General features: G+C 34.5%; 19 protein-coding genes and 7 pseudogenes. 13 read left to right on the top strand and 13 right to left on the bottom strand.

The annotated features are described in order from the left end of the window. Positions 1 to 139: 139 nt before the first annotated feature. The 4 genes from QUF99_RS11755 to QUF99_RS11770 form a co-directional block, all read right to left on the bottom strand. Positions 140 to 667, bottom strand: coding sequence for a permease (locus QUF99_RS11755; protein ID WP_289370229.1), 528 nt, complete (start codon positions 665 to 667; stop codon positions 140 to 142). Then, positions 664 to 1146: a hypothetical protein gene (locus tag QUF99_RS11760; protein ID WP_289370230.1), complete on the bottom strand. Its 483-nt coding sequence runs from the start codon at positions 1144 to 1146 to the stop codon at positions 664 to 666. Before QUF99_RS11760 ends, QUF99_RS11755 begins: the two co-directional genes overlap by 4 nt. Then, entirely contained in the window at positions 1139 to 1480 is a 342-nt protein-coding gene (locus QUF99_RS11765) for a PadR family transcriptional regulator (protein ID WP_286121470.1), read from the bottom strand. Before QUF99_RS11765 ends, QUF99_RS11760 begins: the two co-directional genes overlap by 8 nt. A gap of 503 nt (positions 1481 to 1983) precedes the next feature. Further along, positions 1984 to 2403, bottom strand: a complete 420-nt coding sequence (locus tag QUF99_RS11770; protein ID WP_289370232.1) for a VOC family protein — start codon at positions 2401 to 2403, stop codon at positions 1984 to 1986. 408 nt (positions 2404 to 2811) lie between these two features. Here QUF99_RS11770 and QUF99_RS11775 point away from each other — a divergent pair. Both QUF99_RS11775 and QUF99_RS11780 read left to right on the top strand, forming a co-directional pair. After that, a pseudogene (locus QUF99_RS11775) lies at positions 2812 to 3347 on the top strand (DUF3967 domain-containing protein). Positions 3348 to 3521: 174 nt separating this feature from the next. Then, positions 3522 to 3722: a hypothetical protein gene (locus QUF99_RS11780; protein WP_289370233.1), complete on the top strand. Its 201-nt coding sequence runs from the start codon at positions 3522 to 3524 to the stop codon at positions 3720 to 3722. Between the two features lie 147 nt (positions 3723 to 3869). Here the strand turns inward: QUF99_RS11780 and QUF99_RS11785 are convergent, their stop codons facing one another. Next, positions 3870 to 4091 (bottom strand): hypothetical protein, encoded by a 222-nt coding sequence (locus QUF99_RS11785; protein WP_353958422.1) that lies wholly within the window; start codon positions 4089 to 4091, stop codon positions 3870 to 3872. Between the two features lie 95 nt (positions 4092 to 4186). Between QUF99_RS11785 and QUF99_RS11790 the strand changes: the two genes are divergently transcribed. The 4 genes and pseudogenes from QUF99_RS11790 to QUF99_RS28690 form a co-directional block, all read left to right on the top strand. Further along, positions 4187 to 4759, top strand: coding sequence for a histidine phosphatase family protein (locus tag QUF99_RS11790; RefSeq protein WP_289370234.1), 573 nt, complete (start codon positions 4187 to 4189; stop codon positions 4757 to 4759). A 188-nt stretch (positions 4760 to 4947) separates the two neighbouring features. Then, positions 4948 to 5331: a hypothetical protein gene (locus QUF99_RS11795; RefSeq protein WP_289370235.1), complete on the top strand. Its 384-nt coding sequence runs from the start codon at positions 4948 to 4950 to the stop codon at positions 5329 to 5331. Between the two features lie 1355 nt (positions 5332 to 6686). After that, on the top strand, positions 6687 to 7331 hold the full coding sequence (locus QUF99_RS11800) for a 2OG-Fe(II) oxygenase (protein ID WP_289370236.1): 645 nt from the start codon (positions 6687 to 6689) through the stop codon (positions 7329 to 7331). Positions 7332 to 8293: 962 nt separating this feature from the next. Beyond that, positions 8294 to 8549: pseudogene (locus QUF99_RS28690) on the top strand (histidine phosphatase family protein); the annotation flags it as partial. 100 nt (positions 8550 to 8649) lie between these two features. Here the strand turns inward: QUF99_RS28690 and QUF99_RS11810 are convergent. From QUF99_RS11810 to QUF99_RS11820, 3 genes and pseudogenes are all read right to left on the bottom strand, one after another. Beyond that, positions 8650 to 9546, bottom strand: coding sequence for a VanZ family protein (locus QUF99_RS11810; protein WP_289374628.1), 897 nt, complete (start codon positions 9544 to 9546; stop codon positions 8650 to 8652). 204 nt (positions 9547 to 9750) lie between these two features. Continuing rightward, positions 9751 to 10015 (bottom strand): annotated as a pseudogene (locus QUF99_RS11815) (IS4 family transposase); the annotation flags it as partial. Beyond that, a pseudogene (locus QUF99_RS11820) lies at positions 9945 to 10310 on the bottom strand (VanW family protein); the annotation flags it as partial. The pseudogenes QUF99_RS11820 and QUF99_RS11815, both read right to left, overlap by 71 nt. Here QUF99_RS11820 and QUF99_RS11825 point away from each other — a divergent pair. The 6 genes and pseudogenes from QUF99_RS11825 to QUF99_RS11850 form a co-directional block, all read left to right on the top strand. Next, positions 10303 to 10494 (top strand): annotated as a pseudogene (locus QUF99_RS11825) (DDE-type integrase/transposase/recombinase); the annotation flags it as partial. The pseudogenes QUF99_RS11820 and QUF99_RS11825 sit on opposite strands and share 8 nt — an antisense overlap. Positions 10495 to 11469: 975 nt before the next feature. Beyond that, positions 11470 to 12660: an efflux RND transporter periplasmic adaptor subunit gene (locus tag QUF99_RS11830; RefSeq protein WP_289370238.1), complete on the top strand. Its 1191-nt coding sequence runs from the start codon at positions 11470 to 11472 to the stop codon at positions 12658 to 12660. Beyond that, the gene (locus QUF99_RS11835; protein ID WP_289370239.1) at positions 12657 to 13337 is read left to right on the top strand and encodes an ABC transporter ATP-binding protein; all 681 of its coding nucleotides are present in this window, start codon (positions 12657 to 12659) and stop codon (positions 13335 to 13337) included. The genes QUF99_RS11830 and QUF99_RS11835 overlap by 4 nt, the downstream gene beginning before the upstream one ends. Beyond that, a complete protein-coding gene (locus tag QUF99_RS11840; protein ID WP_289370240.1) occupies positions 13334 to 14533 on the top strand; it encodes an ABC transporter permease in 1200 nt (399 codons plus the stop codon). The genes QUF99_RS11835 and QUF99_RS11840 overlap by 4 nt, the downstream gene beginning before the upstream one ends. A 292-nt stretch (positions 14534 to 14825) precedes the next feature. Further along, positions 14826 to 17714 (top strand): collagenase ColA, encoded by a 2889-nt coding sequence (gene colA / locus QUF99_RS11845; RefSeq protein WP_289370242.1) that lies wholly within the window; start codon positions 14826 to 14828, stop codon positions 17712 to 17714. Positions 17715 to 17904: 190 nt separating this feature from the next. Beyond that, positions 17905 to 18027, top strand: a pseudogene (locus QUF99_RS11850) (undecaprenyl-diphosphatase); the annotation flags it as partial. A gap of 94 nt (positions 18028 to 18121) precedes the next feature. On the opposite strand, the gene scfB reads toward QUF99_RS11850, so the two are convergent. The 3 genes from scfB to QUF99_RS11865 all read right to left on the bottom strand — a co-directional run bounded on the left by scfB (position 18122) and on the right by QUF99_RS11865 (position 21789). Continuing rightward, positions 18122 to 19528 (bottom strand): thioether cross-link-forming SCIFF peptide maturase, encoded by a 1407-nt coding sequence (gene scfB / locus QUF99_RS11855; RefSeq protein ID WP_289370243.1) that lies wholly within the window; start codon positions 19526 to 19528, stop codon positions 18122 to 18124. Positions 19529 to 19654: 126 nt separating this feature from the next. Next, positions 19655 to 19804: a six-cysteine ranthipeptide SCIFF gene (gene scfA / locus QUF99_RS11860; protein ID WP_079999468.1), complete on the bottom strand. Its 150-nt coding sequence runs from the start codon at positions 19802 to 19804 to the stop codon at positions 19655 to 19657. Positions 19805 to 20400: 596 nt separating this feature from the next. After that, positions 20401 to 21789, bottom strand: a complete 1389-nt coding sequence (locus QUF99_RS11865) for an MFS transporter (RefSeq protein ID WP_289370245.1) — start codon at positions 21787 to 21789, stop codon at positions 20401 to 20403. Positions 21790 to 22443: 654 nt separating this feature from the next. Between QUF99_RS11865 and QUF99_RS28695 the strand changes: the two are divergent. Then, a pseudogene (locus QUF99_RS28695) lies at positions 22444 to 24059 on the top strand (IS1182 family transposase). Positions 24060 to 24169: 110 nt separating this feature from the next. Here QUF99_RS28695 and QUF99_RS11880 read toward each other — a convergent pair. Together QUF99_RS11880 and QUF99_RS11885 are read right to left on the bottom strand one after the other, a co-directional pair. Then, positions 24170 to 24910, bottom strand: coding sequence for a GntR family transcriptional regulator (locus QUF99_RS11880; RefSeq protein ID WP_097795053.1), 741 nt, complete (start codon positions 24908 to 24910; stop codon positions 24170 to 24172). Positions 24911 to 25214: 304 nt separating this feature from the next. Beyond that, positions 25215 to 25655, bottom strand: a complete 441-nt coding sequence (locus tag QUF99_RS11885) for a GNAT family N-acetyltransferase (protein ID WP_289370249.1) — start codon at positions 25653 to 25655, stop codon at positions 25215 to 25217. Between the last annotated feature and the right edge of the window lie 70 nt (positions 25656 to 25725).

A 25725-nucleotide genomic window follows, 5' to 3' on the forward strand; every position in this document is an offset into this window, starting at 1 on the left:
ATTAATCTTTTTCAAAGTGGATTCTTTTTACTTATCTTAAAATGCTGGTTTATAAGGTGTTTTTGATCAAACGTTATTTAAAAGCTACAGCTACAAAAGAATCTGGGATGGAGGGGCTTAAAGACTTATTGATTTAAATCTAAACTTTTTTAGTTATATCATACTTTAACAATTGTCGTTGGTCATAAAACTTCTCATAAATAATACCCATTAAATAGAAAAATAATAGACCAAAACAAATGTGAATGAGTGTAAATTTAACTCCAAATGAAGCAAATTCATATACAATAATCGGTAATTTTGCAGTTGTCCAAACTCCTAAAAAAAATACAATGTGCCGTATGCTTGCACCTTTTTTTAATAAAAGTGCCGCAATTGGAAAAGCTACGTAGAGGGGACCAGCTGCAATTACTCCTAATAATAGAGAGAACAAGGTGCCATAGATGCCAGATTTTTTCCCCATATATCTAATTAGTGTTTCTTTCTCCACCCATTTGTCAAGCAAACCTACGAATATTAAGACAGGAGGGAGTAGAAACAGCATATCTAAAATGCTGTTTCCTGTTAATTGAAATGCCCTCCATCCCAACGATTGATTTATAAAAGTAAATATAATGAGCCCAAATAATAAAATGAAAAAGAAACGATATTTTCTTAATTCATTCATACCATCACCACCCAAATAATATACGAAAATATGAGAGACATTAACACTGCAGATGCATTACGAGAATAGGCAAAACTTCGCCCAAATATTTTTTGTTCCATAGGTAAAGTTGTGATTCCTACTGACATTAATGTAGACATTAATGCAGCTACTTGAGGAAGACCTGCACCATTTTGGACTAATGTATCTCCAAGGGGAAATACAACAAAGCTTGGAATTAGTGCAACAGAGCCAATTATTGTCGAATAAACAATACCTATTAATCCAGATTTTTCTCCAATGATTGAAGAGATTAAGGATGGCGTTAATATAGATAGTGATAGTCCAACGAAAAGCATAATTGATAACATGTCAGGTATAATATTACGAAACATTTCCCATGACTTTAATAGAGCATCTTTTGTTTTATTTCGATCTTTTATAAAAGAAATACTGGTAAGAATAATAGCTATAGTGTAAAGGATAGCACCATTAATCATGATTAGACCCCTTCCATTTTTTGTATTTATTTAAGAAAAATGATAAATTCTTAATTTTTTCTTCAATATCTATTTGAAAATCTTCTAATTTTCTTTTTCCAACTGTAGTAATTTTGTACATTTTTATCGGCTTATCTTGATCAGATGTATCCAAATAAGACTCAACAGCACCTTCTTTCTCTAATTTTTTTAGTGTGCGATATATGATGGCACTATCAATTGGATTGATGGGAAGCTCTTCTTCACATTTCTGCAGAAGTTTCCCTCCATAGCTATCTCCCTCTGTTAAAAACAGCAAAAGAAATGCACCTGTATGTCTCCCTGTATGTTTCATAAAATATCTAACCTCCTGAATTAAATGTAAAAAATATTTTTTGTCATCATAACATTAAAATTTATACTGTTAGTAACATTATACTGTCGTTAACAGTAATATGTTACTGACAGTATAAATTTAATATAATGTCATGTCAATTCTAAAAATAAACAACATGTTTTTTTATCTTTCTGATAACATGAATTCAATTGCAAATACTACCGAAGAATTGACAAAGTCAACAGAAATGAATGCGATGTCATCTATAGATGGGGTAGCGTCAGGAAAATGCGGATTTACAACGTTAAGAGTTTTCCTTTATAAAAAGCCCGATTTTTCTCAACAATGTTTAGAGAAATCGGGCTTTGTTTATTTCACTATTGTTATCCGCTAGCGGAATGCTAATTAGTTATATTCATTTGTTCGAGTAATCGAGTCTGTAAAATAGATTTGTGTAAACATACCAGCGATGTGAGTAGTACAAACTGGACCTGTGTTAAGCCAAATGCCGATGATGCGGGTCACACCTTTCCGGTCGAACCCAGAACCTCCAAATAGTGCCGATTGTACATAATGCCTAGAATGTTTCCAAAGGGATCAACCACGGAGGCAGTAATGAACCCCTGACCACGCTCTGTGGGTGCTTCGTACTCTTTCGCTCCCATAGACAGCAGCTTCTCGAAAGTTGCTTTCACATCGTCGACGTACCAATACACGACAGCACCGCCCGGGCGGTTGTTCGCCGAACCATCGGGCGCGTAGCGGCTATCGATCAGGCCCAGCTCGTGCTGGTAATCGCCGAGACGAAACTCGGCATATCCTGGGCGTTCAAAGTATGGGGCGGTGCCCAACAGCTTGGCATACCACTTCTTTGCCGCCGCTAGATCAGCCGCCCAAAAACTGACGGTAGTGAGTCCTCGTAATGTCTGTGTGTCGCTCATAATCGATTTCCTCCTCAAAGTAATTTCCGATTTACTGTTTCTATGGCTATTTCTACATTTGGGCTGCTATTTCCCGCAAAGGTTAAACTGAAATATTTTGCCCGTTAGCTGAACAAGAAACGTCCCATTAAGGTAAACCCTATTGGGGCGAACTATGAAACATTGATACACAAGACTTCTTATCCTTAACGTTGTAAAAGCACAAAATCCTGACGCTACCCTAGTTAAATACTATTTTGATTAGTTAATACGCAATATGAGGGGTCTCCCCATACTTTGGCCAATCTCAATCTTAAAAGACAATTGAAAACTCTTCTTTAAATCTAGAAAAGAAGGTGTTACCTTTTTAAAGAAGGAAAACACTATATAGCAACTGAAGAACAGCTTAGAACAGAGGGAGGACAAAATATAGCTCAAACTTATTGGGGATTTGAGGTAGCCAAGAACTTAGGAATTGGCTCAAGTACTTTGCGTAAATATTGCCTTGCCCTGGAGGAAGCCGGGTATCCTTTTGAGCACGGCAGCAATAATTCTAGAATTTTTTTTCATAAAGATGTAGCAACTATAGAACGGCTAGTAACAGCTATGAACAAGAAGAACGTAACACTAGAACAGGCTATAAATCTAGTAATGACAAGTGTTACAGAAAGTGAGATAGCAACTGTTGCTACAGATAGCGTAGCAGATACAGAACATATAAAAGCATTAGCAGAACGTATAGAACGATTAGAACAACTTAATTTAGAGTTAATTCAAAGATTGGATCAGCAAAGTAAACTTTTACAGGAAACTGATGCTCAAAGGATAATAAGAGAAGATCAAAGAGAGATATTCAATTAATGCAAGTATTAAGAGAAATACAAGATAGCAAGCGTCTAATAGCAGCTTCAGAACAGAAGAAATCGTTTTGGAATCGTTTATTTGGTAAAAAAATTAGAATTTAATGATAGAAAGAAAAGCTCACTTCTTATTTGAAAAAAGATAAGAAGTGAGCTTTTTTGTCTACTACCGATAATGAGACGTTGTGTAAACCTCCCATGAATATCCTATACATTCAAAATATACAACAAACCGCTTATTCCAGATGATACAATCAGAGAAAGGGAGGTGAATGAGTCATGACAAAAAAAACAGGTTTGCCTAATCTTCTGGTAGCTTTAATCTGGTTAGGAACTTTAGGGGCACTCTTATCGAATTTTGCTAGGTTAATTCCTAACAATGTTGTGTCCTGGGGGATCCTTGCTGTTGCAATTGTAATTACATTTGGAGCTTCCTTTACAGGGCTTTCCTTACTTAGAAAAAACAGCAAACAAAAATAAAAGATTTTAAGAACGAATAACACCTCTCTCCGAACGGGGAGTGGTTTGTTGTTCTCTACATGGAATAATGAGGATAAGGGGTATTTTTATGTCGAAATTTGCTTAACGTGGTTTTTTTCCGATTTGCGGTTTGTACCCCTTGTATTCCTACAATTGATAAATTGTATTATATTTCTCCATTAAATAGTCAATTAAATATTGAACATTTAAGCTTTCACCCGTAATATCCTGTAGTAATTGTAATGGTTCCTTCAACTTTCCGTACTGATGAATTTGCTCATTTAACCATTGTTTAATCGGTCTAATATTTCCTTCCGACAGCAATTGATCATAATTTGGTAAGTCTTTCAGTATCGCATGCAGAAGGATTTATAGTGAGTATTAGTTATGGTCATTGGGAAAGTTCTTTTAATTAATATAAGCAATATATGGAATAAAGAAACCTAAAAAAATTGGAGGCAATTATGAAAACTTTCATATATATGGTGAGACACGGAGATTCACCAAAAGCTGGAAAAGAAAGAACAAGAGGATTAACTGAAAAAGGAAAATTAGAAGTTCAACGAATAACAGATGTATTACAAGGTGAGGGAATTGACGCTGTTATCTCAAGTCCATACAATCGTTCAATGCTAACTGTTCAGCAGTTAGCGAAGCAAATAGGACAAGAAGTTTTAGTATTTGAAGACTTAAAAGAGAGAATTTTTATTGCTGAAGAGGAACGAATGTCGGATAAAGAATTATTCCCTTTGATAAAAAAGTCATTCTTAGACCCCGACTTTGCTTTAACGGGAGGAGAGTCTAATGTCGACTGTCAGAAACGTGCTATAAAAGTCTTAAAAGAATTATTAAACACCTATCGAGGGCAGAAAGTAGTATTAGGCACTCATGGAGCTGTTATGACTTTGGTGATGGGATATTATGACAGTAAGTATGATTTGAATTTTTTACTACAGACATCAAAACCAGATATATACAGAATGGAATTCAATGGACAGGAATTGGTGGAGGTTAAAAGATTGTGGGAAATTTCATAGATTGACTTTATTCATCCATAGCTTCTCCCAATGACGTGTATTATAAACAATAGGGTTACTACGGTAACTCTTTTTCTTATGGCACTGACGGGGGATTGAGTTCAACAATCTAAAAAATTCGGTTCCTTAGCGTACAAAATTCACGTTTTGTTCTTGCTATCCCGAGATGAAATGGGAGGGAATGGTTTTTGGGCAGGATACCTTTAAAGTTATTTTTTAAATCAATCCTATTTTTTTTCTTATGCGGTATTGTTGTTTATTCTATATTTCAGATTATTTTTGTCTGGAGTGTTTCGACAGGATTAGGGAGGGATGATATAGTCGGATTTTCTGATAATAAGTATGTAATTGGTCGTCCACCTGTTAGCTATAATTTATATAAAAAAGATAGTGGGGAAACTATATTAGATAATGTTATTGGTTATAAAAAGGGAAAAACTAAAAGCTATGTTCGGAATGAAATTGAATTTGTAGTGATAAATGAGATAAAGGGTAGCTATGAACTGTATAAAATAGAAAAGGCTTCAGAAAAGGATATAGAACGGCTGAAAGAAATGAAGAAATTAGAATAAAAGAGACTATCTGAAAGGTAAAAATGCACACTTGTTATTGTTAGATCTAAAAAATGGTTTAGACTGATAACTGAGTTTTATTTCATGAAAAGAGTCATTATTAAAATAAAGTATTAGGGGTTCAGTCCCATGCCCATCAAGCTAATATTTTCTTCGTTTTGGGGAACTACCAATTTCTTAAGTTGATGGGCATGTATGGTGACCCCTTTTAGGGATATCGCACATATTTTAACGAAAATATACGCTAAGAGATTCTCGAAACTCAATAATACGAATTTAATTGAAATTTTGATTTAAAGGTGGAGTTTGAGACGCTTTTTTAGCTGTTTTCAGCACTTTTTAAATTGAATTGTATTTGTCTCAAATATCTACGTTTTTGAGAATGGTGTTGGTTTGAAACAAAGTCGCACCGTTTTGAAAAAAGTTTAACCGTTTATAAAAATGATGAACCGAAATCTATCTGTGATTTCGCTTTTTTCTTTTTGAGCTAACAGAGAAGGTTGGTTTAATTACCAAATTAAGGGGAAATATGGTTTTTGGTTCAATACAGGAATGTGGTTAATGTGGAAACTAATTTTATTAGATGCCAGTTCTGAAGGGGCTTCAGTGGAGTGGTTCGCGGAAGTGGTAGAGTTATATATTATCAATCCGTCGTGTATATTAGGCTACGTGGTTCTTGTTACGATATGGATATGGAGATTAGGGAAAAACCTACAAAAGAGTTGGGCAGCTCGAAAGGAAAAAAAGAAAGTTAATTTGGATAAGATATGATAAGTGTGAAGGAAGAGAGTCTAATATGTTGCTGAATAATAAAGTCTTTTAAAAATAATGATCAACCTTTTTTCTAAAATATACGGTCTCAAACATTAGAGAATTAAAGGTTTTGAGCAATCTTTCTTCAAAACATGCTCTTAAAGGTTATCAATTTATCAACGGTTGTTAGTACATATTTGATCAAGGTTTATTTTAAAGTAACATAGACGCCTCCTAAGAAGAAACAAATCTATCCCACAACAACAGCGGCGCTTTAGCTAACGATCGTGCAAGTTGTGTACTGGATTATTCAGATTTGTAAGCTTCTACTTTCTTAATCATCTAGAGGTATGCCCATTTTTACTCCAAATTCCCCGAGAGTGCGTTTTTTGCCAGTTTAGGTCTTCTGATTTAGAAACCAACTCTTCCTAGCACAATATGAGATAGAGAGAAAAATTATGAACCTCGATTCCAAAGTGAGTCGAGGTTTTTTATGACAATGTTTAAAATATAACGGAACAGTCCTCACCTTAATTTTTCAAAAAAAATGAATAGAAGGAAAAGTGTGATATATTCATAATGTTCAATCATTTTTAAGAGAGATGGGGAAAAGAACAATGGAAAATAAGGAACTAACGATTTTTAACCACATTGGAAACAAAATTGTAACAGAAGATAGAGAAATCCAAATTATTTCAAGATTAGAAGAGCCTCTTATTGTCGTGTTAGCAAATGTATTAAGTGATGAAGAGTGTGAAACGTTAATTGAAATGTCTAAAAATAAAATGAAACGTTCTAAAATTGGTGTTTCGCGCAAAATAAATAACATTCGGACGAGTAGTGGTACATTTTTAGAAGAAAGTGAGGCCGTTACTAGAATCGAAAGACGAATCGCTTCAATCATGAATGTTCCTGCCCCACATGGAGAAGGGTTACATATTTTAAAGTATACAGTTGGCCAAGAATATAAAGCGCATTATGATTTTTTTGCAGAAAACAGTGCGGCAGCAAATAACAATCGTATTAGTACCCTTGTCATGTACCTAAATCATGTAGAAGAAGGCGGAGAGACTTTCTTTCCAAAACTCAACCTTTCTGTATCTCCGAAAAAAGGAATGGCGGTATATTTTGAATATTTTTATCAGGATGCATCATTAAACAAGCTCACTTTACATGGTAGTGAACCTGTTATCAAAGGTGAAAAATGGGTTGCGACGCAATGGATAAGAAGAAGACCTTTGTATTAAGATAACACTCAATTACGAGTTTTTTATCGTTTTCCGACTTCTTATTTATTTAAGAAAAGGGCGCAATTGTGGAGCCACACAGGTAGAGAATGATCAAACTTTTTTATAAAACTGAAACTTAAATCTGCTGGATAATAATCCATCTTGATTAATCTTTTTTTCAAAATGGATTATTTTTATTTGGCTCAAAATGCAAATTTAATTGATATTTTTGATTAAACTTTTTTTCAAAACCACAAATGGTGATATAGCCTAGAGTAGTAAAATCAACGTTTTTTCATGTCGAATTTTGCTTAGCGTATATTTTCGTTAAAATGTTGGCTGTACCACATGCCCATCAAGGTAATATTTTGGAGTACCCCCAAAACGAAAATTTTATCTCTCCACAGTTGTCTATGAGGATTCAGCTCATTTTTTCGTTTTGGGGAACAATGAATTTCTTAACTTGATGGCGATGGGCGGTACCCCATGTAAGAGAAATGACAAAAGAAGAGGTTACTGCATTTAGATACTTAGAAGATACTTTTCCGCAAGACTTAATGAATAAAGTAAAAAGCCCTCTCATGTAGGGGCTTTTATGATTATTTCCATTTAATAGAGTTCTTTTACAATTCTGCTTGTAGAATAAAATTATCTTTCATACTTCCTTTGTATGTATACATAATTTCATTGTTTTTATATGATTTTGTATGGTCTTTACTAAATACTTTTTCATCATTAATACCAAGTTCTTGCTTGGCTAGATTACGGTCACAAAACTAAGGTAATTTCAAAAGGAAGCTTCCGTATAAGAAGCTTCTTTTTTCTTTTTAAATTGGTTCTATACAAGAAAACGGAGGTCAGAAAATAAAAATTTTACCAACATCTATCACTATGTAATTTTTCGCCAAGTTAAACCTTAGGTTATGTAGGTATGGAATAATAGTCTTTCAACAAAGCATGGTGTAGCGGATATTAGAAGAGAATCGAATACAGATTGTCAGAGCCGATGTGTGACAGCATTGAAAGAGATATTAAAGAATTTTAAAGGTCATAAAATTGTAATTGGTACTCATGGACTTGTCATGACGATAATGATGGGGATATTTCGATAGTCAATATTTTTATGTATACTCTCTAAAACCACCAATAAAAGTATACATTCAAAGTATGATAAATAAAGAAACTAGAAAGGATTCAACCGAGTTAGATATTAAACGAATAGATTATAGGGGATAGATCCTTTCATAAACACTTTTGGCAGGGCTAGAATTGTTCAATTAGATATTTGAACATATAAAATAATCCGCTAGTATCTAAACTAGTGGATTTCAATTCATTATTTTTTCCATTCTGTAAGCTTGACATCCCATAGCAATGCATCTGTATCAATAAATTTAATACTAAGTTCATTTGCTTTAGCCAACTCTATCTTAAAAGAACTTGTGGATGTAGATATGCTTTCTTCAGAGAATCGAATGGTTTGTACATCTTTTCCATCAATAGAAATAATTATCTTACCGGAATGTTTGCTAGCACTATCAGGGATACCGAGATATCCCGAAAGTTTTGCATACTTACCTTTTAACAAGTATTTAAATTGCTGAGAATTTGTCCCTTTACTACTATACATATTTAATTTAGGTTCAATTTTTTTATGAGCCACTTCAAAGCTAGTGGAATTGTTAACTTTCGGTACATATCCAGTACTTTCTGTCAGTTGATTTAGCGCTATAACGGTTCCATTTTTTAGGGATTGTTGTTCCTTTTCTAATGATTTATTAATTTCACCTACAACTACAAGTACTCCTAATATCAAGATAAATGCTGTTACACCTGTAATAATAAAGTTTTTCAAAGTATTATTAGAGCGAAATCCTATTTTATATGCACAAAATCCTATTGTAGCACCCATTGCATTCACAATTACATCATCAATGTCAAAGCCACCAAGAAAAGTAACCATTTGTAGGACTTCTAGTATAAGAATAGAAATACAGAATGAAGTAATAAATCTAATAAAGCTACAACGATATAACATAGGAATTAATACCCCAAAAGGTATGAATGCTGTTAAATTTCCAAAATTAAAAAACCATAGATTAAAATCTTCCCTATCTACCATATTTGGCAAGCTCAAAGGAATACTACTCGGAATTAACTGGAATTCATATTCATGGTTAATATATTTTAATCCCAATCTATCGAAACCAAGAAACATAAAGTAGAGAATCAGAACGGAATATAGTCCTAATATTGCGAGGGTAATGTTACGATGTTTTCCTTTGATAATAAAACCTCCTATTACTAATAATTGTTCTTATTGATGCTTTTACAAATTCGTATATTTTAAATATAACAATAAAACCATGTCGGCGTAAGTAGTAATTCGGTTCTGTTGCAAGGTTTTTAAAAGTAAGCTAAACTTTTGCAAAACAAAGCGAGGAGAATACGTCATTCCTTTCTTTTTCTCTCGAACAGCTTGATCTTGTAGACGTTTTTTTTTGTTGTTTTTCTGTAAGTCGATGAACAATAACATGAGTCTGTACTTTGTCACTCATCCCTACATAAGCATCTGTTATATCATAGGTTTGTCCTGGCTGCATGGAATGCATCAACTTCTCCATATCTAACTTAATGTACTGCATACCTTTCTTTATTCTTCCGTCTTGAAAGTAACCTGGATTGAGATTTTTCTGAATTACAAGCTAATAAGGGTTCATACATCATTATAGCGTGATTCTCCGTTACATATTGATCTTCTACAAACTCTTTCTGTTGGCTATATACTCTACGTTGAATAACATTATGTCGTATATAACCACCCCAGTATGCAGATTGGATTGAGTGTTCTTTTTCATAAACTTCATATTGATAAATCTGCGGATAGGCTGTTCTCCATTCACCAACTAAATGTTTATCTGTGATATAAAGGTGAAGTTGATACGATTGGTCCGTTTCATTTTTACTTTGTAAGTCCAAATAGTTATAGGAACAAGAACATCGCTTTATTAAGAAACGTGTGCGTTCTATGTTGGGGTTCAAGTCATTTAAAACTGCAACCTCTATATTGAGTGGTGTTGAAGCCATGCATATGATAAAAAAGGGACAGATTGATTTACGGAATCAGTCTGTCCAAAATCAAAAAGAGTTCATCCACCAAGTGTTTGGACTTATAGCATAAAATACGATCCCGCTAGAAATATATGTGCTATATTCTCTTTTATTTTATTTTTGCACCAGAACCAAGAAAAGGAATGTAGTAAATAATCGTATACAAGTACTCTCTTACGATAGATATGTGAGGGGCATGAAAATACAAAAAGGGAAAAGAATGATAAACATTTTTTCCCTTTTTCCCTACTGGAACTTTCATGCTCATTAGCTTTTCGGTATATCGAAAAATGCTGTAGAATTTCCCTTTTCCATTATAGTAATAAAACCAGCTTATGTCATATGTAATATTGCATATTAAAATGTATTGATATATATATGTAAGCGCTTACTATAATAAGGGTATAAAGATTTACAACATCTTACTATACAAAATAAGAGGAGGAAATAATATGGCAATCGCAATGGCAGTTTTAAAATTTTTAGGTGGAATCATCCCATTCGTAGCAGAACTTTTAAAAGCAGTAATGTAAGTTCGTTATCTTACTATACAAAATAAGAGGAGGAAATAATATGGCAATCGCAATGGCAGTTTTAAAATTTTTAGGTGGAATCATCCCGTTCGTAGCAGAACTTTTAAAAGCAGTAATGTAAGTTCATTATTCCGCAATTGCAATTATATGTAAAAAATATCATACAAATGATCTGTATATCAAGAATGAATTGATATGCAGATCATTTGTGTGAGCAAACTTTAAACGAGAAAAAGAATCCCAGAAATCATAAGGGATTCTTTTTCTTTATGTAATTACGGCATTAACATTTTTGCTACAGATAATGATAGATTATGTAAACCTCACTAGAATAAGATATATATTCATGTTTAATATTTATATATTATAATAATAATGATTATAGTAAGTAATTATATTAATGACAACACTTTCTTATATGCAATATTGCATAATATTATATATGTCATTCATGTTATGTTTAAAAATTATAATATACTTAAAAAGTATATAATCATGAAAGGAGATACACTATGTTACCAAATACAACACGTAAACTTAACAAAAAGAGGAAATGGATTATCAGTGGGGTTATTACATTAATTGTTATCGTTGCAGCCATCAATATTTTTGTCATGCAAGGTAAGAAGAAGGGTGAGGCAAAGGTAGATGCTGTTAGCTTCGAAAAAGTAACAGAGCGTAAACTTAATAATACAAAATTGATTTCAGGGCAGGTGAAACCTGGGAATATTGAAAGCTTTTATGCAGATCCGACAAAAGGAAAAGTAAAGGATATTGAAGTGAAAGAAGGGCAAGAAGTAGAGAAAGGAACGAAATTATTCTCTTATGATAATGAAGAAATTAATTTACAGATGAAGCAAGCTGAGCTTGATCAAAAAATGGCTACTATGCGTTATGATCAAGAGCAAAAGAAAATAGATTCCATAAAGAAAGAGATTAAGAAGGCGAAAGATAGCGGTGCTGGGAAAGAAGTAACAGATCCGTTAGAAGAGCAAGTAAGTCAATTAGAAGTACAGCAAAAAACAACTGACCTAGAGAAAGAAAAAGGTCAATTACAAACAGAACAGTTAAAGAAAAAACAAAATGAACTTACTATTTATAGTAATTTTTCGGGTGTTGTACAAAAGCTAGATAAAGATGCAGCACAAAGCTCAGTGCAAGCAATGGGCGGACAAGGAAAAGCATTCTTACAAATTGCTTCTAAAGATCCATTCCAAATTCAAGGGACATTAACAGAAATTCAAAAATCAAAAATTCAAAAAGATCAAACATTCACTGTAACTACAAAAGCGAATAGTAAGAAGAAGTGGACAGGGAAGATCATAGAAGTAAGTGAGTTCCCAACGAGTGCAGAAATGGCAGCAGCTGGCGCAGGCGGTGAAGCAACACAAAATATGTCTCAGTATACATATAAAGCTAGTTTAGATGGACAAGAAGGATTGTCTCCAGGCTATCATGTATCCTTACAAGTCAATTTAGAAAACAAGAATATGATTGCTGTTCCTAGCAAGAGCATTGTAGAAAAAGGCAAAGATGCATTTGTTTATGTAGAAGAAAAAGGAAAGCTTCGTAAACAAAATGTGAAAAAAGGTTCTACTGATGGAGACTGGACAGAAGTTCTTGAAGGCGTAACAGTGGGGCAAAAGGTAGTCAAAAATCCTTCCGACAACGTGTATGACGGAATGGAAGTGAAAGAAAAATGATTACGTTAAATAACATTCATAAAACATATTATCAAGGGAAGCTTGCGGTACCGATTTTACATGGTATTAGCTTAACAATTCAAAGTGGTGAATTTGTGTCGATTATGGGGCCTTCTGGTTCAGGGAAATCAACACTTATGAATATTATCGGTTGCTTAGATCGTCCAACAGAGGGTGAATACATATTGAACGCTGTGAATATCTTAACAGCAGATGAGTCAAAACTTGCCCTTATACGTAATGCATATATTGGTTTTGTGTTCCAGCATTTTAATCTATTACCTCGCCTTTCAGCAGTAGAAAATGTAGAGCTTCCGCTGATCTATGGCGGCGTGAAGAAAGCCGAACGCCGTCAAAGGGCGCTAGTGGCTCTTGGAAAGGTAGGGCTTTCCGACCGTGTACACCATTTGCCAAGTGAACTTTCAGGTGGACAAAAGCAGCGTGTAGCTATCGCTCGCGCAATTGCAAATGATCCGACGTTTATTATGGCTGATGAGCCAACCGGTGCACTTGATACGAAATCTGGTGAACAGGTTATGGATATTTTTACAAAGTTAAATGCGGAAGGTACAACAATTGTTATGGTTACGCATGAAGAGGAAGTTGCTGCGTATTCTTCACGCCGAATTGTACTACGAGATGGGAAAATTACAGAAGATAGAAGGTGTGCGGTATGAGTTTACTAGATAGTATAAAAATTGCCCTATCTTCTATTCTAGCTCATAAACTGCGCTCAGCACTTACGATGCTCGGGATTATTATCGGCGTCGGTTCCATTATTATTGTTGTTGCGATTGGGCAGGGCGGGGAAGCCGCATTAAAATCACAATTTGTTGGTTCTGGAAATAGTGTGATTTCTATTCACTATAGTGCTGACATGAATGATCCATCCGGTATGGAATCATTGGGACAACCAAAATTGACGGAAGAAGATATTTTTGAAATTAAGAAGATTCCAGAGATTGCACATGTAATTAAGACAAATTCAAATATGGAAACACTTGATGTTAATGATAAAAAAGAGATGGTAAATATAAAAGGGCTAGACGGTGAATACTTTGCTGTAAATAAAGTTAAGGTGAAAAAAGGTCGTTCTTTAAATGATACAGATATTGAACAAGGAAATAATGTTGTCATGATTAGCACTGGTTTAGAAAAAAAGATATTTGAAAAAGAGAATCCCATTGGAAAAATCATCGAAATGAAAGGCCAACCAATGCAAATCATTGGTGTATATGAAGCTACAGGTGGATTTATGGGAATGGGAGATTCCGAGGCGTTAATTTCATTAACGTTATGGCCAACGTTGTATGGAACAGATGAAATTCAAAGTATTTCTGTTCAAGCGAAAAAAGTCGATAATTTAGATGCCGCTGGAAAGAAAGCAGCTGATGTATTAAATAGTCGTAAGCCAAGTGAGTTTACAGGTAAATATGAGGTACTAAACTTAAAAGAAATTCAAGAGGGTATTTCTAAAATGACAAATATCATGACGATGATTATTGGTGGTATTGCTGGTATCTCACTAGTCGTTGGTGGTATCGGTGTTATGAACATTATGCTTGTATCTGTAACAGAGCGTACTCGTGAGATTGGGGTACGTAAAGCACTTGGAGCAACGCGTAGTAAAATCTTACTACAGTTCTTAATTGAAGCTGTTATGTTAACGCTTCTTGGAGGACTAATTGGAATTGGCCTTGGTTATGGAGGTGCATATATTGTGTCAACATTTGCAAAATGGCCACCACTTGTTTCATGGCAAGTAGTCGTTGGCGGTGTGTTATTCTCTATGACACTTGGTATTATTTTCGGGTTGATTCCAGCGAACAAAGCAGCAAAATTAGATCCGATTGAAGCCCTTCGTTATGAATAAGTTTATTAGTAGAAAGCTCTTTATTTAATGTAGTTCTGATAAAAAGATAAAACAAAAAAGAATCCCTCGTTCCTTTTGGGATTCTTTTTTGTTTGCAAAGGTATATTTATCTGAACATACATAAGTTTACAAGGTTTTTAAACACAAAAATAGGAGGAATTTTATGATTTTTTGTTCAACATTACCGTGTACAGAAATGTACAAAGAAAGAATATGCAATATTGCATTTTACATTATTTTATCGGGATAATATGTTATTTATTGAATGGAATATATAAATGGAGGAAATGTTATGAACAAGAAATCAAGGTTTACCAAAATGATGCTCGGTATTAGTACAATGGCCTTATCATTTGGAAGTATTCAAACACAAGTATCAGCGGAAGAAAACACACCTTATAATGTGTTACAAAAGAAACCAATTGGGATAGAAACTTCAACAGATGAAATTGCACATTCTACAAAAGCAGACGAAACATTGTCTTATGAAGAACGTTTAAAAGTAGGCGATTTTTCACAACGTCCAGCTCCGGTCGTGAAACGAGCAGCGGCAAAACAATTTCAGCAAAAGTATTCTGTGGCAGAGCTGAATAGAATGAGTGATGACGAATTAATTGATACATTGGCAAATGTTAGTTGGGATCAAATTACAGATTTATCTCAATTTAATCAAGAAACAAAAGCGTTTTATCAAAATAAAGGGCGAATACAAGTTATTATTGATGAATTAGGTCGCCGTGGAAGCACATTTACAAAAGATGATACAAAAGGGATTGAGACGTTTGTTGAAGTATTATATTGCGGTTTTTATTTAGGCTTTAATAATAAAGAGATAAACTATTTAAATGAGCGAAGCTTCCATGATAAATGTTTACCGGCATTAAAAGAAATTGGAAGAAATCCGAATTTTAAACTTGGTACAGATAAACAGGATAAAGTGGTATCTGCATATGGTAAATTAATTCATAACGCTTCTTGTGATGCTGAAACCGTTCAATATGCAGCGAATATATTAAGGCAATATAACGATAATATTTCTACATATATAAGTGACAAGAAGAAAGGGGACGCCGTGTATAATCTCATACAAGGGATTGATGATGATATGCAGTCTTACTTGAATGAGACACGTAAAAAAGAGGATGAAACAATATGGTATGGGAAAATTGATAGTTTCATAAATGAAATCAGTCGAATGGCTCTTCTGAATCATGTAACAACAGAGAATAGCTGGTTAATTAATAATGGTGTTTATTATACTGGTCGTTTAGGGAAATTCCATAGTAATCAAAATAAACCTTTAGAAGTACTTACACAAGCAATGCATATGTACCCTCGTTTAAGTGAAGCTTATTTTAATGCGGTAGAGCAAATTTCAACAAACTATGGTGGAAAAGATTATTACGGAAATACAGTAGATTTACAGAAAATACGTGAAGAAGGCCAACAGCAATACTTGCCAAAAACGTATACATTCGATGACGGTTCTATCGTATTTAAAACAGGAGATAAAGTAACAGAAGAAAAGGTTAAGAGACTATATTGGGCTGCTAAAGAAGTAAAAGCACAATATCATCGTGTAATTGGAAACGATGCAGCGTTAGAAGCAGGGAAAGCTGATGATGTACTGACAATCGTAATTTATAATGATCCATATGAATATAAACGAAATAGCCAATTATATGGATATGACACGAATAATGGTGGCATTTACATTGAAGGAAAAGGAACGTTCTTTACATTTGAACGTACACCGCAGCAAAGTAGTTATACTTTAGAAGAATTGTTCCGTCATGAATTTACACACTATTTACAGGCAAGATACGAAGTTCCAGGATCATGGGGACAAGGAGAATTATATCAAAATGAACGTATGACTTGGTTTGATGAAGGAAATGCAGAATTTTTTGCGGGATCTACTCGTACGAATAACGTTGTTCCGCGCAAAAGTGTAATTAAAGGATTATCATCTAATCCTGCAGAACGTTATACAGCAGAACGAACATTATTTTCGAAATATGGATCATGGGATTTTTATAATTATTCTTTTGCACTGCAGTCTTACTTATATACTCATCAATTTGAAACTTTCGATAAGATTCAAGATTTAATTCGTGCAAATGATGTGAAGGGTTACGATGCATATCGTGAAGCTTTAAGTAAGGATCCAAATTTAAATAAAGAATACCAAGACTATATGAAGCAGTTAATTGATAATCAAGATACATATAATACCCCACAAGTATCAGATGATTATTTAGCTGAACACGCACCAAAGCCACTAGCTGATGTAAAGAAAGAAATTGAAAATGTGGCACGTATAAAAGATGCAACAATGACAAAGCATAAGTCTCAATTCTTTGATACGTTTACATTAGAAGGAACATATACAGGCGGCGTAACAAAAGGAGAATCTGAAGATTGGAAAGCGATGAGCAAGCAAATTAATCAATCTTTAGAACAGTTAACGCAAAAAGAATGGAGCGGCTACAAAACAGTTACGGCGTATTTTGTTAATTATCGTGTTAATGCGAACAATCAATTTGAATACGATGTTGTATTCCATGGTGTTGCAACGGGAGAAGAAGAAAAACAGACGATTAAAGTAAATATGAATGGACCATACAATGAGATGTTAAATGAAAAAGTTGAGTTTCATAGTGATGGTACAGAAAGCATAGGTGGAAAAATTGTTTCGTATCTCTGGGATTTTGGGGATGGTACAACAAGTATAGAAGCAAATCCTACTCATGTATATGGAAAAGAGGGAACATATACTGCAAGGCTAACAGTGAAAGATAATAAAGGAAAAGTAGGCCGAGGACAAACAACGGTTACCGTAAAACAGGATGAGCCAGTAGGTCATGGATATGACAGCGCAAAGGCAATTCGTTTTAATAAGCTTTTCAAAGGAAATATGGATATGCCTAATATGGCGTATATGTACGCATTCAATGTTACATCTCCAAAAGAAGTAGATATTTCCTTTATAGATGAACAAGGGATTGGAATAAAATGGGATGTATATCACGAATCAGATTTAGGAAATCCTGTCATTACGGGCCAAGCGGATGGAAATAATATAAAAGGGAAATTTGAAGCGAAAACTGGGAAGTATTATGTAGTTGCATTTTTTGAAGAGGAAAACAGAAATGGAACATATTCATTATTAGTAAAGTAAATTCATTTAACCGTATATAACGACGAATCGTAATGAATAAGAGACTTTTGCTATTCCTTGTTTATCTGTTTAACAAAGAATAATGTAATATTCGAGAAAAAATTGAATTAAATAAAAAAGAATCCCTTAATTCCTTTTGGGATTCTTTTTTTAAATTTACTCAAACAAATGACCTGCACATCAATCAAGTATTTCAGCGTTATTTTCGTATTGGTTAGTACCGAAATTTTCTTTTATCACACAATTACTTATTTTATATGAAAGATTAGAGCAACAAGTTTTACCATTAAAAAACAAATTAAAGGGATTTTGAGTATATAATTATAAAAAAGTAAAATATCTTCAAAGAGGCTGAGCATAAATCAAATTTTCGACTTATGTCTCAGTCTCTTATAATATCTATGTGCTTATTCAGCCACAGCTTGTTTGCTTTTTTTCATAGCTCTTATGGATTCGGCTACTTTAACCATCATGGAACATTCTACTCTCTTACGGAAGATGTCACAACTGAAATCGTAGATTCCATTGATGGAGCCGGTTGCGTGCAACGCGTTAGCAGGGCAACCGCCACTGCAGTAAAGTTTCGCCCAGCAGTCCTGGCATTCCGGCTTCGAGTAGCAGTTGCTCTCTTTAAATTGGCATTGCGTCTCTTGTTGTGTAATCCCATCCCAGATGTTTCCCATACTGTATTCGTTATCCCCGATGAACTGGTGGCAAGGGAAGAGCTCGCCCCATGGTGTGACCGCGAGATATTCGATTCCTGAGCCGCAGCCGGAAATTCTCTTTTGAATGCAAGGGCCTTCTGAGAGGTCAAGCATGTAGTGGTAAAAAGTGAAGCCATTACCTTCTTCCTCACGCTTTAGCATTTCCTTGGCGAGAATTTCGTACTGGTTATAAATATCTGGAAGGTCCTTTTCGGTGAGTGCATATGGTTCCCGGGGATCACAGATAACCGGTTCCATCGAGAGCTTGTCGAAACCAAGATCTGCGATATGAAAAATGTCATTGGTGAAGTCAACGTTATTGTGAGTGTAGGTTCCACGCACATAGTATTCTTTATCTCCACGCTTTTCGACGAATTCTTGGAACTTGGGAACAATATAATCGTAGCTCCCCTTTCCAGTTACTGTTTTACGAAGGTGATCGTGGACTTCTTTTCTTCCATCAAGACTCAATACGACATTGTACATTTCTTTATTCAAAAAATCAGTGATTTCATCGTTTAGCAACATGCCATTTGTAGTAAAGGTGAAGCGAAACGTTTTTTTGTACTCTTTTTCTTTGCTTCTTGCGTAAGCGACAATCTGTTTTACGACTTTCCAGGCCATAAGCGGCTCTCCGCCGAAGAAGTCGATGTCGAGGTTTCGGTGGTGACCGGAGTTTTCCAATAGGTAATCGATAGCTCTTTTGCCGACCTCATAGCTCATAATCGCTCTGCTTCCATTGTATTTTCCTTGGCTGGCAAAGCAGTATTCGCATGATAAGTTACATGTGTGTGCGACGTTGAGGCAGAGGGCCTTTACATAAGTTTGGCGATTTCTTAAATCAATTGAGAGACTCTTATATTCATCCTCAGCAAAGAGTTGCCCATCATTTTTTAGCTCTTCGATATCTGCAATGGTTTCTCGAATGTCCTTCTCAGAGATATCGGAATCATGTACGTATTTTTCTAGCATCATTGTTATGATTTCTTCTGCAGAAGTAGTCTCATAAAGCGCGATGATTTCATAGGCGAGATCGTCGACAACATGTACTGATCCACTGTAGGTATCGAGTACGATGTTGTATCTGTTTAGTTTATATTGATGAATCATATTTAATAATCAAACTCCTTTTATCTATAAAGTGGAACTTCCATTAATGGGACTGTTACTTCTTGTTAATGCGGGATAAAAATGGCCGCCCATCTGGGAGCAGTTGGGCGGTACGTTTCTTGTTTTCTATCTGTTCATTGTGTTTTCACATTTTTGATTTGCAACTCCGCAAGATGTCTTGCAAGCTGATTGGCAAGATGTTTGGCATGCACCACATCCACCATGTTTTACTGTATCTGTCAGTTTACGAGTACTTAGTGTTACGATTCTTTTCATAACGTATAACTCCTTTTTAAAAATATTTTTAAGAAACAAGAATAAGATTTGTGAATGTTTTCACATTATAAACTACAATTTGTGAAAAATTTCACATTAATTCCAGTAATAATTTTAACAACACCTTTGGTTCACGTCAATCATTTGTGATGTTTTGATACCAAAAGATAATTCTTTATGATAAGGGTGTGGTGGTTTCTGCCCCATTTGTTTCTCCTTATGTCATAGATAAGACTAAGTCCCTAGTTTTACCTTTCGTAATTTATATATCGGAATATACGGAAGTTAGTGTTCACTGATTTACTTCATAGGGATTTATTGTGTAGTTTCTATATAACAAAGAAAAAAGCACCCTATTTGGATGCTGGAGTGAGCCCTGAGAATGAGACGATAAAAAACACCTCTCTAAATCGTAAGTAAGTTATGATTTTAATGGAGGTGTTTTTTCTTTGTCTCACCAAATGGGGTCAGACCACTTATAATTCTACAGAAAGGATAACGTCTTTTTGGCTTTATGGGTAGTGTAAAACCTTAGCTTGATAGCGATGGGGTATGGGGTTCCAACATGAAATAATCATTTTAAGGTTTTTATAAATCTATTTTGTCGCTTTTCGTCCTACTAATACCCAGTACAGAGATAAACTAAAAAGGGTAATGAGTACGAGAATGAATAGGATATTACTAAACATGGAAGCATCCGGATTGCTTATAATCCCTAGAAAATTTTTTCTCATTGCGGAATGGTCCATCATTGCAGCTGTATAGGCAATTCCGATTGACATAGCGACATTAAGTGTTAAATTATAAAATCCGATGGCTGTTCCTGTTTTTTCTTTCTCAATCGTACAAATGCAAGAATCAAGTAATGGTGCATACATGAATGCAAATGAACTAGAGAATAAAATCATGGATATTATGAATACAACAACAGAAGTTTTTATAAAGAATCCGCCTAATAGTAAGCTGACCATAATGCTAGACATAGCGATTGTAATACATTGCTTGCTTCCCATAACCTTCGCAACTTTTCCAGAAAGAGCCCCGATTATAGTAGCTGCTATATAGCCTGGAATCAATAATAGTGAAATGGTATCTAGCTTCAAACCATAAATCTTTTCAAGTAAGAATGGAAATAAGAAAATATATGCTAACTGTACAGAGTAAATTATAAAAGCAACTCCAAGCAATGAGATAAACTGTTTATTTTGAAAGAATGATATTCCGATAAAAGCTTTTGAGTTCTTGCTGATATAAGTAAGGAACAAGATAATTGCAACAATAAACAAGAGAAGGTAAATCCAATTGAAATCGGTAATATATAGTAATAGGGATGCTGAAATGGCTCCAACTAGAAATAATCCTAATACATCTACATTACTGTTTTTCGCTTCTTCCTTAGGAAGGTACTTTAAAATAAAAGGAAGGGTGAAAAGTGTTACTAAAGAAAGTAAAAACAGAGTTGTCCAATGGAAATATGTTGAAACATAACCTCCAGTTAATGCACCTATAAGCTGTGAAAGAGCAAAACTGCTTGTACTTAATCCTAAAAATTTCTTTTGTTCATTTGCAGGTAAATGTTTTGTGACAAATATCACATATAAGGTTTCAGCTGATGCTAAACCGGCAGTTTGGATAATTCGTGAGATAACAACTAGTAAAAACGAGTGTTGAAAAATATACCCCATGGCTGAACCGACACATATTAAAATAATACCAATGCTAAAAAGTTTTCTGATACTAACGGAATCCGCTAAAGCTGCGTAAACCACTGCCCCAATTCCAATTACAAGACCGGCTAGGGTTGCTTGCCAGCTAACTGTTGTCACTGAAATGTGAAAATCCTTTGCCATGTCAACAGAAATAATCTTAAACGAATTGTCAATTATCAAACATAATAGAAATAACAGTAAGGTAACGGGTACTGCTTTCTTAGCACTATATTCCTGAGTTTTCTTCATGCTCACATCTTCATTAATTGTAGACATAGCTATATTCCTCTTTTCTTGTTATTCAGGGAATTGTCTTCCTGAGTCATGATTGTCTGGCCTTTAACTACCAATTGATCCTTTTGTAAAAGGATGGTTTCAGTAATTTCTACACCTTTTGTTTCATATGCGGGGCTTCCTTGTGCACAGTTGTACCCATTTTTGTTCGTTCCTTCTTATGGTGTTTGAAAAGGAAACGTTTTCACGAACAACCAAAAACATCTTATCTTTTGATTGCGCTTTCATGATGATGCATAATAACTCCTTGAACTATATAATATTGTCTAGTTATTTAAAAACTTGTATGCACCTGAATATTGAAAAGGATATCATACCTTTCCTTCTTATGATGCTTACAAGGACGCATTTTCATGAACAACCAAAAACATCTCACCTTTTGATTGCGCTTTCATGACGATGCATGATGACTCTTTGATATATACAATATTGTATAGTTGTCTAAAAACTTGTATGCATCTGAACAATGAAAAGGATATCATACCTTTCCTTTGCTCACAACCCATCTTTCTTTTGGAATTTGTCTTTTTTGTTACAAAAAAATCGCCCACCCATTATAATTGTAAGTAACCAAACAAAAAATAGGAGACGATTTTTTTATGAGTAACCATTCAGCTACTTTCATTCATTAATAACATGGGTCGGTTAATTCTACCAATGGACTATAGCAATTTAATCCCAGAAGATCATGTGGTAAGAGTGATCCATGACATGGTGGAACAAGTAAGTGATGACTTATTCTTCTCTCGTTATCAAGGTGGCGGTCGTAGCTCTTATCATCCCAAAATGATGACGAAGGTAATCCTCTATGCGTATACCCAAAAAATCTATTCTTGTCGTGATATTGCCAAATCATTACGAGAACACCTACCAATGATGTGGCTATCTGGACAACAAACGCCCAATTTTCGGACAATCAATCGTTTCCGTTCCGAAAGAATGAAGGATATGATTGAACCCCTTTTCACAGAATTAATTCAACTGTTATTGAAACAAAATTATATATCTATGGAGAATTACTTTTTGGATGAAACAAAAATTGAAGCGAATGCCAATAAGTATTCTTTCATATGGAAAAAAGCGACAGACAACGAAAAGCTCCAACACAATATTCAGCGCACATTTCAATACATTGAAGAAGCGATTGAACTGGATAAACAATTACTAGTGAGTTCAGAAAAACCTATTCGAAAGGTCACCTCTGAACAATTAGCACAAGTGGTAAAACAAGTAGAAAAACAGGTGGAACAAGCGAAGACGGAAGTAGAACAGGAACAAGATAAGGGAGCAAAAAAAGAGAAAAAGAAAGTGTATCAAGAGAAACGAAAAATACATAAGAAACTGAAAGAAGACTATTTACCACGACTACAAAAATATGAGTCACATCAAGAGACTTTCGGTGATCGTAATAGCTTCTCGAAGACAGATCCAGATGCCACGTTTATGAGAATGAAAGAAGACCACATGAAAAACGGTCAACTGAAAGCTGGATATAATGTGCAAGTAGGAACAGAAAATCAGTTTATTGTAGGATACTCTCTTCACCAAAGTCCGACAGATACACGTTGTTTCATACCGCATTTGGAGAAATTAAAAGAAGCCAATGTATTGTTTCCAAGGCGAATTGTCGTCATGCGGGATACGGAAGTGAAACAAATTATTTGTATGCCAAAGAGAAAGAGTTTCAAGTATTGATTCCTCCCCCTATGATGAGAAAAGAAGAAACACGTTCGTATAAAAAGGATATTCGCAACGCTAGTAACTGGGAATATAAGGAGAACGACGACTATTATATTTGTCCAAACAACCGAAAAGTTGCATTCAAAACGTATTCAAAGCGTACAGATTCATACGGTCACACAAGAGATTTTAAAATTTATGAATGTGAGGATTGTTCAGGTTGTCCATTTCAAGAGAAGTGCACAAAAGCAAAAGGTAACCGAAAAGTTCATTACAATCCAGTGTATGAAGAGTTAAAAGCGAAAGCAAAACGAAGCCTTTGGTCTGACGAAGGATCACAAATCTACGCCAAGCGAAAAGCGGAGGTAAAAAGTGCGTTCGGTCATATCAAGGGCAATCGGTCGTTCCGTCGATTCTCGCTAAGAGGATTGGTGGAGGTAACGATTGAATTTGGGCTGGTCGCCATAGCACACAATTTCCCCAAACAAGCGGAAAAGAAGCACTTGTTTGAGGGCAAAACTTTCAAAACAACAAAACCCACGGAGAAAATTTATTTTCTCCGTGGGTTTTAGTCATTTAAAGGAACTTTTGAGGCAGCTTCTTCCAAATTAAATATAGAACTTTATCGCTTATAGCTCTCCACGAATGGAAATTTCTAAGAGATAATGGATTGTTCATTCGATTATTTAGATGCTTTAATCCTAATTTGACTAAATTCTATTGGTATATAGTATTTATTATAAACCACAGGGTATTTGTCGCTGATATATACACTTTCTAAAATTAAATCAAATTCCTCCCCGTGGAAAATTTGGTATTTTAATGACGGAGTATTGGCGGAATTAGAACGTTTAATTTCAATGGTAGAGGAGTTAGCCAGTTCATATACTTTCTCCTCCAACATTTCCAATACTTGCTTCTCGTTATGTAAGTCAAGGTTCAATTTGGAAACGGCTTCTATTGGCATCATAGTAAAAGCAAAAGCTACTATCTTATCGTGATTTTTATACCAGCGTTCCAATGCAACCACTGCAGTCATTTGTTGATTTAATACTTGCATTGCATAGTCCGTTACTAGGTCAATTCGGAAATTAAGTTCGATATCGTCTATTTTTTCCGTATAGCATTTATATAAGGGATTCCCCAGCTTCTCTAAGCCATCGCTACTTTCATTATGATGAAATCTTGTAATGAAATTTCCTTTTCCATGGATATTTTTAACCAATCCATCTTCTTGTAAAAGTGCCAAAGCATGTCTTAATGTCATTCTGCTCACACCAAATATTTTGGCCAATTCGGGTTCTGTTGGAAGTTGGCTGCCTAGAGGAAATGTTCCATCCGTGATTAATTTATACAATTGATCATACACAATGACGAATAGTGGTTTTTTTTGTTTATTGAGTTCATGAAGTTTATTGTTCATTTTCTTATACCCCTATAGTTTTTCAAATTCATGATGATAAATTCTATTTCTTCTCGTTTTATAGTAGTTTATTTTCTTTTTCTATTGTAGCTTACTTTTCCGCGTAAATTAATACGCTTTCAAAAATTTGTGTAGAGATAATAAAGTTGTTTAATTTTGTCTTTAGAAATACAATAACTATCTATTCATAAATTTAATAGGTAGTTATTAAATTTATTTAAAAATTGTTTATTGCTTTCATTATACGCTATTTTAAGAACAATAAAGTTGTTTAATTCGAAAGGCAATCAAATATAATAGTCTCTTAAATTTCTTTATTGAAAACAATTCTATCAAGATTCTCACCAGCATAATTTTCCACTAAATTCACATCAAACCCCATTGCTCGATGAAATTTAATTGAACCTTCATTAATAGGTGTCGTAATACATTTAACCTTATCGCACCCAATTTTTTTTACATTCTCAAAGAAAGTAAAATACATTTTTTTAGCTAAACCAAGCTTACGATAATTAGGATTTACACCTACAAAATGAATATATGCTTCTTTATTATTCGTTTGAGAGATAAACCCAATAATAAAGCTTGCTAATTCACCATCTATTTCGAGAATAAAACTTGTTGATTGGAAATGTTCGAAGAATAGGCGTGGAAGTAAATGTGTCATCTTTCTTCCACCCCACCATTCATCTATTACTTTTATCACTTTGAAATAATCATCTGTATTAATGCTCCTCAATTCCACTAAACAGTTCCCCCTTAATGTTTAAGACTTTCCAATAATTTAATATATAAAAAAGTAGTATAGGTTTTCT

The sequence above is a fragment of the Bacillus sp. DX4.1 genome, assembly GCF_030348195.1.
Classification (GTDB): Bacteria; Bacillota; Bacilli; order Bacillales; family Bacillaceae_G; genus Bacillus_A.